Origin of the sequence: Flavobacterium denitrificans DSM 15936 (assembly GCF_000425445.1) — a bacterium.
GTDB lineage: Bacteria > Bacteroidota > Bacteroidia > Flavobacteriales > Flavobacteriaceae > Flavobacterium > Flavobacterium denitrificans.
This window is the reverse complement of record NZ_KE384380.1, coordinates 25837-38948: the sequence shown is the minus strand read 5'-3', so window position 1 is coordinate 38948 and position 13112 is coordinate 25837. Positions and strand designations below refer to the sequence as shown.

General features: G+C 33.9%; 10 protein-coding genes and 1 rRNA gene. 8 read left to right on the top strand and 3 right to left on the bottom strand.

Annotation, left to right across the window (positions count from 1 at the left end):
• Positions 1-257: ribosomal RNA gene (locus tag H600_RS0121660) — 16S ribosomal RNA — on the bottom strand; the annotation flags it as partial.
• A gap of 1117 nt (positions 258-1374) precedes the next feature.
• Entirely contained in the window at positions 1375-2055 is a 681-nt protein-coding gene (locus H600_RS0121650; protein WP_026730755.1) for a DUF4294 domain-containing protein, read from the bottom strand.
• An 81-nt stretch (positions 2056-2136) separates the two neighbouring features.
• Between H600_RS0121650 and H600_RS0121645 the strand changes: the two genes are divergently transcribed.
• From H600_RS0121645 to H600_RS0121615, 7 genes are all read left to right on the top strand, one after another.
• Positions 2137-3225: a M42 family metallopeptidase gene (locus H600_RS0121645; protein ID WP_026730754.1), complete on the top strand. Its 1089-nt coding sequence runs from the start codon at positions 2137-2139 to the stop codon at positions 3223-3225.
• A 62-nt stretch (positions 3226-3287) separates the two neighbouring features.
• Entirely contained in the window at positions 3288-3968 is a 681-nt protein-coding gene (locus tag H600_RS0121640) for a response regulator transcription factor (protein ID WP_026730753.1), read from the top strand.
• Positions 3965-5323 (top strand): HAMP domain-containing sensor histidine kinase, encoded by a 1359-nt coding sequence (locus tag H600_RS0121635; protein WP_026730752.1) that lies wholly within the window; start codon positions 3965-3967, stop codon positions 5321-5323. Before H600_RS0121640 ends, H600_RS0121635 begins: the two co-directional genes overlap by 4 nt.
• Before the next feature lie 86 nt (positions 5324-5409).
• Positions 5410-6657, top strand: a complete 1248-nt coding sequence (locus H600_RS0121630; protein ID WP_026730751.1) for a TolC family protein — start codon at positions 5410-5412, stop codon at positions 6655-6657.
• Positions 6658-6669: 12 nt separating this feature from the next.
• A complete protein-coding gene (locus tag H600_RS0121625; RefSeq protein ID WP_026730750.1) occupies positions 6670-7755 on the top strand; it encodes an efflux RND transporter periplasmic adaptor subunit in 1086 nt (361 codons plus the stop codon).
• 3 nt (positions 7756-7758) lie between these two features.
• Entirely contained in the window at positions 7759-10857 is a 3099-nt protein-coding gene (locus H600_RS0121620; protein ID WP_026730749.1) for an efflux RND transporter permease subunit, read from the top strand.
• A gap of 106 nt (positions 10858-10963) precedes the next feature.
• The gene (locus tag H600_RS0121615) at positions 10964-11566 is read left to right on the top strand and encodes a DUF2238 domain-containing protein (protein WP_026730748.1); all 603 of its coding nucleotides are present in this window, start codon (positions 10964-10966) and stop codon (positions 11564-11566) included.
• Positions 11567-11663: 97 nt separating this feature from the next.
• On the opposite strand, the gene H600_RS0121610 is transcribed toward H600_RS0121615, so the two are convergent.
• Positions 11664-12047, bottom strand: a complete 384-nt coding sequence (locus tag H600_RS0121610) for an ankyrin repeat domain-containing protein (RefSeq protein ID WP_026730747.1) — start codon at positions 12045-12047, stop codon at positions 11664-11666.
• Positions 12048-12418: 371 nt separating this feature from the next.
• Here H600_RS0121610 and H600_RS0121605 point away from each other — a divergent pair, with 371 nt between their 5' ends.
• Positions 12419-12958, top strand: a complete 540-nt coding sequence (locus H600_RS0121605; RefSeq protein ID WP_026730746.1) for an SRPBCC family protein — start codon at positions 12419-12421, stop codon at positions 12956-12958.
• Positions 12959-13112: the final 154 nt, after the last annotated feature.

Below are 13112 nucleotides of genomic sequence, written 5' to 3'. Positions count from 1 at the left end.
GTTACCTTGCCAACTAGCTAATGGGACGCATGCTCATCTTTCACCGTTGTGACTTTAATTATGAAAGGATGCCCTTCCATAATGCTATGAGGTATTAATCCAAATTTCTCTGGGCTATCCCTCTGTGAAAGGCAGATTGCATACGCGTTACGCACCCGTGCGCCGGTCTCAAGCACCGAAGTGCCCTACCCCTCGACTTGCATGTGTTAAGCCTGCCGCTAGCGTTCATCCTGAGCCAGGATCAAACTCTTCATCGTATATTTTAATATTATATATTCGACGCTTCCTCTAGTGGTTCCTTCCGAATCTCTCGATTCTATTACTCTTATTCTATTTGTTCCGATTTGCATCGGAACGGCTGTCAATTCAATATGTCTACGAACGTAATTTTGTTTCTTCCGCTTGTCTCTCAAAGCGGGTGCAAAACTAAAACTTCTTTTTGTTTCTCGCAAGAAAAACTTGAAATTTTTTGAAACTTTTTTTTCGCCTCATTTTCCAAACTTTCCTTCCAATCTCTCAATGAACTTTTCCGTGTTTTGCGGGGTGCAAATGTAAAAGCTTCTTTCGAATCTCGCAAGCTTTTTTCAAACTTTTTTTTTCGAGAATTTCTTCCCTTTCAGTCCTTGTTGCCTGCCAGTATTTCAGTGAACGCCTTCGCTGTTGCGGGTGCAAAAGTACACAACAATTCCAGTTGCGCAAGCTTTTTTATGGAGTTTTTTTCATCTTTTTCCAATCTTTTTCCAATCTTTTTCCTAACTTGCTGATAACGGATTCTTTACAATTCAACTTTTTTTCACTATACGTAGGATTTTCCTGAATTACGGTGCGGTTTTCATAGTTTTGCCTTTTTCCTTTATGCTTTTTATTGAATTTTCAGCCTTCAGCGTTCTTTCCTGCCAAGAAATCAAGCTTTGGAATCCGCTTTTCGGCTGTTTTTAGTCTCGCAGAGGCGCAAAGGCGCTAAGTTTCTTCCTCTACAAGGCTCTCTTCTGCCCTTTTTATTCCCCGGGAGCCTGGTTTCTCTTCTCTGATTTCGTTATTTCCTTATATTTTCTTCTGGAAACAGGTGTCATAGCCCCGATAGTCCCGAGGCATCGGGAGGAAATCCTTTTGTGCCGGTCCCGATAGCTATCGGGAGGCATAAAAGATTGAAGCGCATAGCGGGATTAAGCTCCTTGTTAAAATTCTAAACTTAAAAGGGCTTCGACTTCGTTCAACCTGGCATATTCGTTTTTTACTCTTATATATTATAGCACACCTTCCCTACTTATATATATGTACAAAAAAACAAACCCGACAGGTTTTGAAATCTGTCGGGTTAGAATCCGAAATTGCTCTTATATATATAATACAAAATCTATTCTTAATAAATTTTTATTTGTCAGCTGGAGCTTTTGCTTTTTGTTCCCATTTATTCATTAGATCATTATAATCCACAGGATGCGCGGCTTTTTGATTTACTAGACGCCCTGATTCGAAAGCACGTTGAAGAATAGTTTCTATTAAATAATCTTCATTGACTTCATAAGGATTGTATTCTGTCTTCAAACTTATATCAAACAAATTTGCCGTGGTGTTTGAAACAAATGCTTTGAATCCGCTTTTTAAAGTTTTTATTAAATCGTATGTTGTGATTCCGGTTTGGCGATGCACTAGCTTTACTAAAATCTGACCTTGTTTTCGCGAAAGCTTTTTAAGTCGGTCTTCAAATTCGTTATTCAAATAGTCTTCAACAATTTTGAAGTATTTCTTTTTTTCTCGATTTGAATTTAAACGCGCCATTCCTTTATTTAAAGCAGTCAATCTATCAGCCGCCAATTTTGCATACGGATAAACTTTATAAACTCTATTTTGAAGAATCAAAAATTGTTTTTGCGCCTCAGGATCAAGTTTTTCCTTAGTAATAATAATCTCCGGAAGCTCAATAGTATCATTAAGGATAGAATCCTGTTCTGTTAAAATATAGCCCATTTGTTGGTTCTCCTTTGGAGTAACTTGCGCATGGCTTGAAAATGAAAACAATACAAAAAATAAAAGAATGCAGCTAAATCTCATCGAGTCATAATTTAAATGTAAAATTATATATTTATATACAACTCTAATACCAAATTTATAAATTAGCAAAAAAATATTTTTATGAGTTCAAATTCTATCTTAAAAGATACTTCAATTGCTTTTCTTGAAAGCTACCTAAATAACGCCTCGCCTACTGGATATGAAAGCGAGGGACAAAAACTTTGGATGCAATATCTTAAACCATATGTTGATACTTTTATAACTGATACGTATGGAACCGCTGTTGGAGTTATCAATCCGGATGCCCCTTTTAAAGTTGTAATTGAAGGTCATGCTGACGAGATTTCTTGGTATGTTAATTACATTACAGATGACGGATTAATTTATGTAATACGAAACGGTGGTTCTGACCATCAAATTGCGCCTTCAAAAAGAGTTGATATTCATACAAAAAAAGGAATCGTGAAAGGTGTTTTCGGTTGGCCTGCCATTCATACACGTATGCGGGACAAAGAAGAAGCTCCAAAATTGAGTAATATCTTCATTGATTTAGGATGTGAAACTAAAGAACAAGTGGAAGCACTTGGTGTTCATGTAGGATGTGTCATTACTTATCCTGATGAATTTATGATTTTAAACGAAAATAAATTTGTTTGTCGTGCAATTGACAACAGAATGGGTGGTTTTATGATTGCAGAGGTTGCTAGACTTTTGCATGAAAACAAAAAAACGCTTCCTTTTGGATTATACATCGTAAATTCTGTTCAAGAAGAAATCGGGTTGCGCGGTGCTGAAATGATTGCGCATACTATAAAACCAAATGTTGCGATTATCACTGATGTTTGCCACGATACAAATACACCAATGATAGACAAAAAAGTCGAGGGTGATCTTAAAATGGGAAAAGGTCCTGTAATTGCATATTCGCCTGCTGTACAAAACAAACTGCGTGATTTGATTGTGGATACTGCTGAAGAAAAGAAAATTCCATTCCAACGCAATGCAACTTCAAGCGCTACAGGAACTGACACTGATGCTTTTGCTTATAGCAACGGCGGTGTGGCATCGGCATTAATTTCATTGCCTTTGCGTTATATGCATACAACTGTTGAAATGGTACATAAAGAAGATGTCGAAAATGTAATTCAGCTGATTTATGAAACATTATTGAAAATAGAAAAGGACGAGACTTTTTCTTATTTTAAATAAAAAGCTTTAAAACATAAACTGGGCTGTTTAAATACGGCCTAGTTTATAAATCAATAATATGTATGAAAATTTTACTCCTCGAGGACGATTTTACTTTATCTAAAGAAATCTCAGTATTCTTTACTTCGAAAGGCTTCGAGTGTACTCCTTATTATGATGGAGCCTTATTATTGAAAAAATACGTTCCTTACGAATATGACTTAATCATTCTCGATATTAATGTTCCCGGTGTCAATGGTATTGACCTTTGTAAAGAGGTTCGAGAAAATGATAAAAAAACACCAATAATTATGCTGACAGCCTTCAGCGAAATTGAAGATAAATTAGCTTCTTTTGACAACGGTGCGGATGATTATCTTGTTAAGCCTTTTCATTTTGAAGAATTGTTTGCTCGAATTTCTTCATTATTAAGGCGAAAAGAGATCCCTCAACAAATCGAAAAAAAGATAATTATTGAAGATTTAGAAATTCTTGAAGAAGAAATGAAGGTTTTCCGCTCTGGCGAAGAAATTAAGCTGACACCAAAGGAATTCAAGCTGATTATGATTTTGGCTCATGCCAAAGGAAAAGTCCTATCAAAACAATTTATTGCCGAAAAACTTTGGGATTATCACATTGAAACCAATCAAAATACAATCGAAGTCTATATTAATTTTCTTCGAAAAAAAATAGACAAAGACCGCGAAACAAAACTTATTCGAACTAAAGTCGGTTATGGCTATTATTTAAGCAATCAAGAATGACATTAAAAAACAGGATATCACTTTTGGTAAGTTTGCTGTTCACCATCCTATTTGGGTTGGCATCAACGGTGATATTTGTTTTGTATTCTAATTTCAGAAAAGAAGAATTTCGAGATCGTTTAGAAATTAAAGCGCTTTCGAACATCAAACTTTTAGTAAATGTAAAAGAAGTAGATGATCAGCTTTTAAAAATTATCGATCAAAATTCAATCAACAAATTGTATGATGAAAAAACTTTGGTTTTTGATTCTCATTTTAAACTGATTTACAGCAGTATTGATGATGCAAAAATAAATTGGTCTGTTGAAGATTTAAAATATCTAAAAAAACATAAAACCTTTTTCAAGCAACAAGGAGATTATGAAGTCTATGGCGTTTTTTATGATACTAAAGACAAAGATTTTTATGCATTAATCTCGGCTACAGATGATTATGGAAAACGTAAATTGCTTTTTCTGCGTTATACTTTAGTTATATCTTATATATTTTTTACTTGTATATGCTGGGTATTGACTTCGTTTATGATAAAAAAAGCGATGAATCCTTTAAGTGTATTTCATCAGAAAATAAAAAATATAAACGAAAATAATCTTGATACGCGCGTCGAATCCAAAAGCAATAAAAATGAAATCGATTTGATTGCAAACGAATTCAATTTCATGATGGACCGAATCGAGATTTCATATCAAAAACAAAAAGAGTTTACTGCAAATGCCTCACATGAATTGCGAACACCATTATCCCGAATCACCTCGCAAATAGAAAACGTTGTTACAGATCCTAGTACTTCTGAAAAAGGAAAATCATTTTTGAAAGTCATTTTATCTGATGTAAATCAACTAACTGAATTAATAAATTCTTTATTAATTCTTTCCAAAATTGATTCCAAAAATCACGAGAATAGTGAAGTTCACAGAATGGATGAAATTCTGTTTTCGGCTATTGAAAACTTAAATAAAAGCTTTCCTGATTTTGTAATTCTTTTTGAAATGGAAGAAAGCGAGAATTTAGATTCAGCTTTAGAAATTAAAGGAAATAAAAATCTTTTAGAAATTGCTCTTAGTAATGTTCTAAAAAACGCTTGTGTTTATTCTGATAATAAGCAAGCAAAAGTAAAAATTGGCACTCAAAGCGACCATCTTATTATTTCAATTTCTAATTCAGGAAATACTTTGACTGATGAAGAACAACAAAATCTTTTTCAGCCTTTTATGCGTGGAAAAAATGCAAAAGGAACTTCAGGATTTGGACTTGGATTACGTATTGTTCAGCGCATACTTTCTCTCCATAATGCGAATATAAGATATAATGTGACAGCAGACAAAGAGAATCTTTTCGAGCTTATCTTTCATTAATAATCATTTTTAAGGCATTTTTAAGGTCAGTTTTAAGGTAGCTTAAAGTTTACCGATAGCATATTTGTATCATTAAAATTGATACAATGAAAAAAGTATATGCGTTACTTCTGCTTGCATTTATTAATCAGGCAGTAATGGCTCAAAAAACAATCACACTTCAAGATTGCGAGAGCCAGTTTCTTAAAAAAAATCTTTTCTTACTGGCTGCTCAATATAATATTGACGCCTCGAAAGCTTTAACGATTCAAGCAAGAATTTGGGACAATCCGTCTCTTACAGCAGAATTAAATGCTTACAACCCAGAACGAAATCAATATTTTGATATTGGAAAAGATGGACAAAAAGCATTTGGAATTGAGCAGCTAATTTATTTGGGTGGAAAAAAACGCAATGAAGTAAAACTAGCTCAGAATAACGAACAACTAGCTGAACTTCAATTCAATGACCTTCTAAGAACTTTAAAACTTCAATTGCGCAAGAGCTTCTACACCGTTTACTACAACACAAAAAGTCTCGAAACCACTGACCAGCAGCTTGCACATATTGAGGATTTGATCAATTCGTACTCAATTCAGGCGCAAAAAGGAAACATTCCCTTAAAAGATGTTGTTCGATTGCAGTCTCTGTATCTCAGTTTTAAAAATGAAAGAATGGAAGTTGTAAATGACAATATTGAAGAACAAAGCAATTTAAGATTATTGCTTAATTCGACAGAAAATGTAATTCCAGAAGTTTCAAAAGAAGAATTCAGCAAATATTTGAAAACAATAGATTTTGATTTAAAATCATTAGAAGATCAAGCCATTGCAAACAGACCCGATTATTTGGCCAAACAAAAAGAAATTGAGGCTAATGAAACTAATGTAAAATGGCAAAAATCACTTTCGATTCCTGATCTTACTTTGGGAGCCAATTATGATCAGAGAAGTGGTGCTTTTAATAGAGAGGCGAATGTAACGCTTGGGATTCCGCTTCCGCTTTGGAACAAAAACAAAGGAAACATAAAATACGCTCAAACCATCTTAGAACAATCTAAAGTCGAAAAACAAAATTTTGATCTGCAGTTGCAAACTGAAATTACATCGGCTTGGAATAAATGGGATGAATCACGAAAAAATTATTCAGTCATAAAACCAACCGTCAATGCCGATTTTGAAGCAGTCTACAACGGAATGTTAACCAATTTCCAAAAACGAAATGTGAGCTTACTAGAATTCACAGATTTTATGGAAAGCTACAATCAAGCGACAATTTTGGTAAATGAATTGAAGAAAAAACTAGCCCTTTCAGGTGAAGAACTAAACAGTACAATCAACAAAGACTTATTCTAAAAATATTCTAAGATGAAACATAAATTAATTATAGGAATTGCAATCGTGAGTTTATCTCTGGCAAGCTGCAAAAAAGAGGTGGAAAATCCGCAGACAAATTCTTCTTTTGCTTTAAGTGATGCGATGCTGAAAACTACTACAACAGCTGTGGCGCAAACACAACCCGTAACAAACGAATTAAGTTTTTATGGAAAAATCACGGCCGACAACAACAAAATGATTGATGTTTATCCGTTAGTTGGCGGAAACGTAATCAAAGTAAATGTAGAACTTGGAGATTATGTTAAAAAAGGACAAGTTCTAGCTACTATTAGAAGTACCGATGTGGCCGATTTTGAGAAACAATCTTTAGATGCAAAGAGTGATTTACTGGTTGCCAAAAATAATTTAAAAGTTGCCCAAGAGTTATTTGACGGAAAATTGAACTCAGAAAGTGATGTGCTTCAAGCAAAATCTGAAGTCAATAAGGCGCAATCACAATTGAGTAAAATTCAGGAAACATATAAAATTTATAATATAAAAGCGGGTTCAATTTATGAGGTTACAGCACCTATAAGCGGTTTTATTATTCAAAAAAGTATTAATCAAGATATGCTTTTGAGAAATGACCGATCTGAAAACATTTTTGACATTGCTGAAATAAGTGAAGTTTGGGCAATGGCAAACATCAATGAAATGGATATCAATAAAGTAAAATTAGGAATCGATGCCGATGTTACAACATTAAGTTATCCTGATAAAGTTTTTAAAGGAAAAGTAGATAAAATTTTCAATGTAATTGATCCGGAAACCAAAGCAATGCAGGCTCGCATTAAACTCCAAAATTCGGATTATCTATTGAAACCTGACATGAATGCAAACATTAAATTGTCTTTTAAAGAAGATAAATCTATGATTGCGATTCCAAGTGAAGCCATTGTTTTTGACAAAAGCAAAAACTTTGTAATGATTTTTAAAGATCGTCACAATATTGAAACAAGACAAGTTGAAGTTTACAGCGTTGTTGGAAAAACAACTTATATCTCAAGTGGCCTAAAAGAGAATGAAAAAGTCATTACTAACAATCAGTTATTTATTTACCGTGCCTTAAACGAATAAAAAATGAACAAATTTATTAGAAATATAATTGCTTTTTCGCTTAAGAATAAAGCTTTCACCTTTTTTTGGGTGGGATTACTGGCTGTTGCAGGATTTATTTCTTTCAAAAATATGCCAATCGATGCTTTTCCCGATGTAACAAATACTCAAATCATCATCATTACGCAATGGAACGGAAAAAGTGCTGAAGAAGTTGAGCGTTTTGTGACATCTCCAATTGAGATTTCAATGAACTCTGTTCAAAAAAAAACCAGCGTTCGCAGTATTACCATGTTTGGATTATCGGTAATTAAAATCATTTTTGACGATGGTGTAGATGATACTTTTGCACGCTTGCAAGTTAATAACCTATTAAAAAACGTTTCGCTTCCAGACGATGTTGAACCAGATGTTCAACCTCCTTATGGACCAACTGGAGAAATATTTAGATATATCGTAAAAAGCGACAGCAGAGACAGTCGCGAATTGTTAACGTATCAAAACTGGGTAATTGACAAACAACTTCGTGCGGTTCCAGGTGTTGCTGATTTAAATGTATTTGGTGGTCAGACTAAAACCTATGAAGTGGGTGTTGATCCAATCAAATTAGCTAAATACAATATCACACCTTTGCAGGTTTATAATGCTGTAAATGCTGGGAACTTAAATGTTGGTGGAGATATTATTGAAAAAAATGGTCAGGCGTTTGTTGTTCGTGGTGTAGGGCTTTTAAAATCAATTTCTGATATTGAAAACATTATTGTTGATGATGCAGGCGGAAATCCAATTCTGGTAAAAAATGTTGCTTCGGTTTATGAAAGTGCAATGCCACGAGTGGGACAAACCGGAATTGGAAAAAATGATGACGCCGTCGAAGGAATTGTCGTGATGCGGAAAGGTGAAAATGCGCAGGAAACATTAGCATTGATTAAAGACAAAATCAAAGATTTGAATGATAATATTCTTCCAAAGGATATCAAAATCGAAACCTTTTATGATCGCGATAATTTGATGAATTTCACGACCGAAACGGTAATGCATAATTTATTTGAAGGAATTATTCTGGTTACCTGCGTCGTATTTCTTTTCATGGCTGATTGGAGAACTACTTTTACTGTATCAATCGTTATTCCGTTATCCTTATTATTTGCATTTTTATGTCTGAAAATGATGGGAATGAGCGCCAACTTGCTGAGTTTGGGTGCAGTCGATTTTGGGATTATCATTGATGGAGCGGTCGTTATGGTCGAAGGATTATTTGTTGTTTTGGATCATCGAGCGCATCAATTAGGAATGACAGCATACAATAAAATTGCAAAAGGAAGTTTGATTAAAAAAACGGGTACTGAAATGGGTAAAGCTATTTTCTTCTCTAAATTAATCATCATTACAGCTTTATTACCAATATTTTCATTCCAAAAAGTAGAAGGGAAAATGTTCTCTCCTCTAGCCTATACTTTAGGATTTGCCTTAATGGGAGCGTTGCTTTTCACTTTGACCTTGGTTCCCGTTTTATCACATATTTTATTGAACAAAAACGTAAAAGAAAAACATAATCCGTTTGTGAATTTCTGGGATCGAATTGTTGGAAAAGGTTTTGCTTGGACGTTTAAACACAAATCAAAAACACTTATTGCTTCTATTGCCATTTTAGCAACTGTGTTCTTTTCAGCAACTTTTTTAGGTACTGAATTCTTGCCTCAGTTAAATGAAGGAGCGCTTTGGGTAACTGCAGAATTGCCAATGAGTTCTTCGCTTCCTGAAAGTGTTAAGACCGCAGCGATGATCAGGAAAGATCTAGAAAGTTTTCCTGAAGTGAAAAAAGTGCTTTCTCAAACTGGGCGAAGCAACGACGGAACAGATCCAAACGGATTTGGCTTTATTCAGCTACAGGTTGACTTGAAACCAAAATCAGAATGGAAGCGAAATATCAATATGGATGAACTGATCAATGAAATGGATAATAAGCTGAAAATTCATCAAGGAATTACCTATAATTATTCGCAACCTGTTATTGATAACGTAGCCGAATCTGTTGCAGGGTTTAAAGCTTCAAATGCTGTGAAGATTTATGGTGATGATTTAGATAAATTAGACGAATTGTCCAATGAGGTTTTAGCAAAAATCAAAGATATTCCGGGAATAAAGGATGTCGGAATTCTTAGAAATGTGGGTCAGCCAGAAATCAGCGTAATTTTAGATCGAGAAAAAATGGCTGCTTATGGTGTGACTTTGAGCGATGCACAGGCTGTTCTAGAATTGGCTTTTGGAGGAAAAACTGCAACTGAGAAATATGAAGATGAAAAAAAATTCGATGTAAGAGTTCGTTTTTCAAAAGAATATAGAAAAGATGAAGAAGATTTATCGGAACTAAAAGTGCCAACAATCAGTGGCGTTAAAATTCCGTTGAAAGAAATCTGCGATATCAAAACTATAACTGGACCAGCTTTTATTTACAGAGACAATACTAAACGTTTTATTGGGGTAAAATTTTCTGTTCGAGATCGAGATTTAGGTAGTACAATTGCTGAAGCACAGGCCAAAGTAGCCGAATTAAAAATGCCTTCTGGCTATACAACGGGCTGGACAGGTGAATTTGAAAATCAAGTTCGTGCCAGTGCTCGTTTGGCTCAAGTGGTACCTATCAGTTTAATTGGAATATTTGTTCTTTTGTTTATTTTATTTGGAAATATCAAAGATTCACTGCTTGTATTGGCTAATGTTCCGTTTGCAGTTATAGGAGGAATCATTGCGCTTCATATTACAGGAATGAATTTCGGAATCTCAGCAGGAGTTGGTTTTATTGCCTTGTTAGGAATTTGCATTCAAAATGGGGTTATTCTGATATCCGAATTTCATCATAATCTCAAGGCAAAATTCTCTCTCGAAGAATCTATTTTTATGGGAGTAAAAGCTAGAACAAGAGCCGTAGTTATGACTGCATTGATGGCTTCGATTGGATTGATGCCTGCCGCAATCTCAACCGGAATTGGTTCAGAATCACAAAAACCTTTGGCAATCGTAATTATTGGAGGACTAATTACAGCAACTATCCTTACTTTATTGGTTTTTCCAATCATTTTTTGGATTTTCAATCGAAAAAAGAACATTCCGATTGAATAAAAATAATTTAATTCAGCTAAAAAGCATCATTATTTTTTTAATGGTGCTTTTTTGTTTTTGTTAGATTTTAGTTTGATATCTTGCATTACATCTTATAAACTGAATTATGAAATACATCTATTTTCTGATTTCCATTTTTACAATTTCATTACTAGCATCTGCTATAAATCCAAAAGAAGGTTTTACTTGTTTTCTTGAAATTATTCCGGCAATAATTGGGTTTCTCCTATTAGCTTTCACTTTCAAAAAATTCCGATTTACCAATTTTACCTATACTTTGATTTTAATTCATTGCATTATTTTGTTTATTGGTGGCCATTATACTTATGCTGAAGTTCCGTTCTTTGATTATATAAAAGAAATATTTCATCAAAGCCGCAACAATTACGATAAAGTTGGGCATTTTGCGCAAGGATTTGTTCCTGCAATGATTATAAGAGAATTATTTATTCGAAAAGAAGTCGTAAATAATAAAAGTTTTTTCAACTTTATCATTGTCAGTATCTGTTTAGCGATAAGTGCGACTTATGAATTTATAGAATGGTTTGTTTCACTTGCAACCGGTGATGGAGGCGATGCTTTTTTGGGAACTCAGGGGGATGTATGGGACACGCAATCGGATATGTTGTTTGCAACCATTGGTGCGATTACAGCTTTAATTTTACTTTCTAAGCTTCAGAACAAGAAAATTCAAGAAATTGATTTTTAATAATTGTAATTCAATTCCTCAATATCATATAAATAAAAAACGGCCCTCTGCTCAAGGAAGGCCGTTTATTATACTAACTCAAACTAGATTCAAACTGTTATTTTAAATCTTTTAAAATTGCAATTGCTTCAGTTGCATTTGACAATTGTGCATATTTTAATGCAGTAAAACCTTGCTCATTTTTGTCCTCTGGACGAGCACCATTTTCTAATAGAACTTTGATAATCTCAACTTTATTGTATCTTGCTGCGATCATCAAAGGCGTCATATCCTCTGATTGCTCATTAACATTGGCTCCATAAGCAATAAATTTTTTCACTACTTCTACATCTCCTTTGCTAACTGCTACGTGCAGCGGTGCTGAGAAATTTCTTGAAACCTCAATTTTTGGGTTTACAGTTAATGTTGTGTGGTTTGCTGCCATTGAAACATTGGCAAAAGCTACTAAAGCTACTCCTAAAATAATTACTGACTTTTTCATGTTGATTGATTGTTAAATTGATTGATTATTGATGATTTTTAATTTCTATGTAAAGGTAATTTATTTTTTGTATTATGTATTACACAGTACCTTGTTTTAACTAATTCTTAACATTCAATTAATATTAGCGCTTAAAATCAAACTGAACGTTAATAATTTGCTTTCTTAATAGACGCTTATAAAGTCAATATGTTACAGTTTAAATCAAAAAAAATATAAAAAATCTTATTATTATTTTTCATTTCTTTAAAATGCTAGAAATAAATTCGGTCATATAACACTCAAAATCAACACATAGCAATCAATTAATACAGGAATATCCGTATATTTAATTCAACAAATGACCAACTAAAACTTAAAACCAAAAAAATATGAAAATCATTAAAAAAATTTTAATTGCACTTCTTGTAACTGTCGCTATTGTACTTATTGCCGCTTTAATAATGCCAAAAAATTATGCTGTACAACGAGAAATAACTATCAATAAACCTGTTGATTCCGTTTTTAATTATGTCCGTTCATTAAAAAATCAAAATGAATTCAGCGTTTGGGCAAGTATGGATCCGAAAATGAAATCGACTTTTACTGGAACAGATGGACAAGTTGGATCTATTTCGGCTTGGGAAAGCGAAGTCGAAAATGTTGGATCGGGTGAGCAAGAAATTACAAAAATCACAGAAGGAGAGCGCATTGACTTTGCTCTGCGTTTTAAAGAACCTATGAATGACATAGCCGACGGATTTATGTCAACAGAAACAGTTGCTGGAAATCAGACAAATGTAAAATGGGGAATTAGCGGTGTTATGCCTTATCCATGGAATGCCATGCTTCCTATAATGAATATGGATGAAATGATTGGGAAGGATCTGCAAAAAGGATTGGATAATTTGAAGCAAAAAATGGAAAAATAGCATTAGTGTTCAGTTTTTAGTTTTTAGTGTTCAGTCGCAGTCGCAGTTACAGTGAATACTGAGACTGAATATTGAGACTGAATACTGAGACTGAATACTGAGACTGAATACTGAGACTGAATACTGAGACTGAATACTGAGACTGAATACTGAG

What these genes read in the sequence shown, in the direction of transcription:
- H600_RS0121605 (WP_026730746.1), top strand. Translation starts at nt 12,419, where the DNA reads ATGAAAATCATTAAAAAAATTTTAATTGCACTTCTTGTAACTGTCGCT.
- H600_RS0121640 (WP_026730753.1), top strand. Translation starts at nt 3,288, where the DNA reads ATGAAAATTTTACTCCTCGAGGACGATTTTACTTTATCTAAAGAAATC.
- H600_RS0121610 (WP_026730747.1), bottom strand. Translation starts at nt 12,047, where the DNA reads ATGAAAAAGTCAGTAATTATTTTAGGAGTAGCTTTAGTAGCTTTTGCC.
- H600_RS0121630 (WP_026730751.1), top strand. Translation starts at nt 5,410, where the DNA reads ATGAAAAAAGTATATGCGTTACTTCTGCTTGCATTTATTAATCAGGCA.
- H600_RS0121650 (WP_026730755.1), bottom strand. Translation starts at nt 2,055, where the DNA reads ATGAGATTTAGCTGCATTCTTTTATTTTTTGTATTGTTTTCATTTTCA.
- H600_RS0121620 (WP_026730749.1), top strand. Translation starts at nt 7,759, where the DNA reads ATGAACAAATTTATTAGAAATATAATTGCTTTTTCGCTTAAGAATAAA.
- H600_RS0121615 (WP_026730748.1), top strand. Translation starts at nt 10,964, where the DNA reads ATGAAATACATCTATTTTCTGATTTCCATTTTTACAATTTCATTACTA.
- H600_RS0121635 (WP_026730752.1), top strand. Translation starts at nt 3,965, where the DNA reads ATGACATTAAAAAACAGGATATCACTTTTGGTAAGTTTGCTGTTCACC.
- H600_RS0121645 (WP_026730754.1), top strand. Translation starts at nt 2,137, where the DNA reads ATGAGTTCAAATTCTATCTTAAAAGATACTTCAATTGCTTTTCTTGAA.
- H600_RS0121625 (WP_026730750.1), top strand. Translation starts at nt 6,670, where the DNA reads ATGAAACATAAATTAATTATAGGAATTGCAATCGTGAGTTTATCTCTG.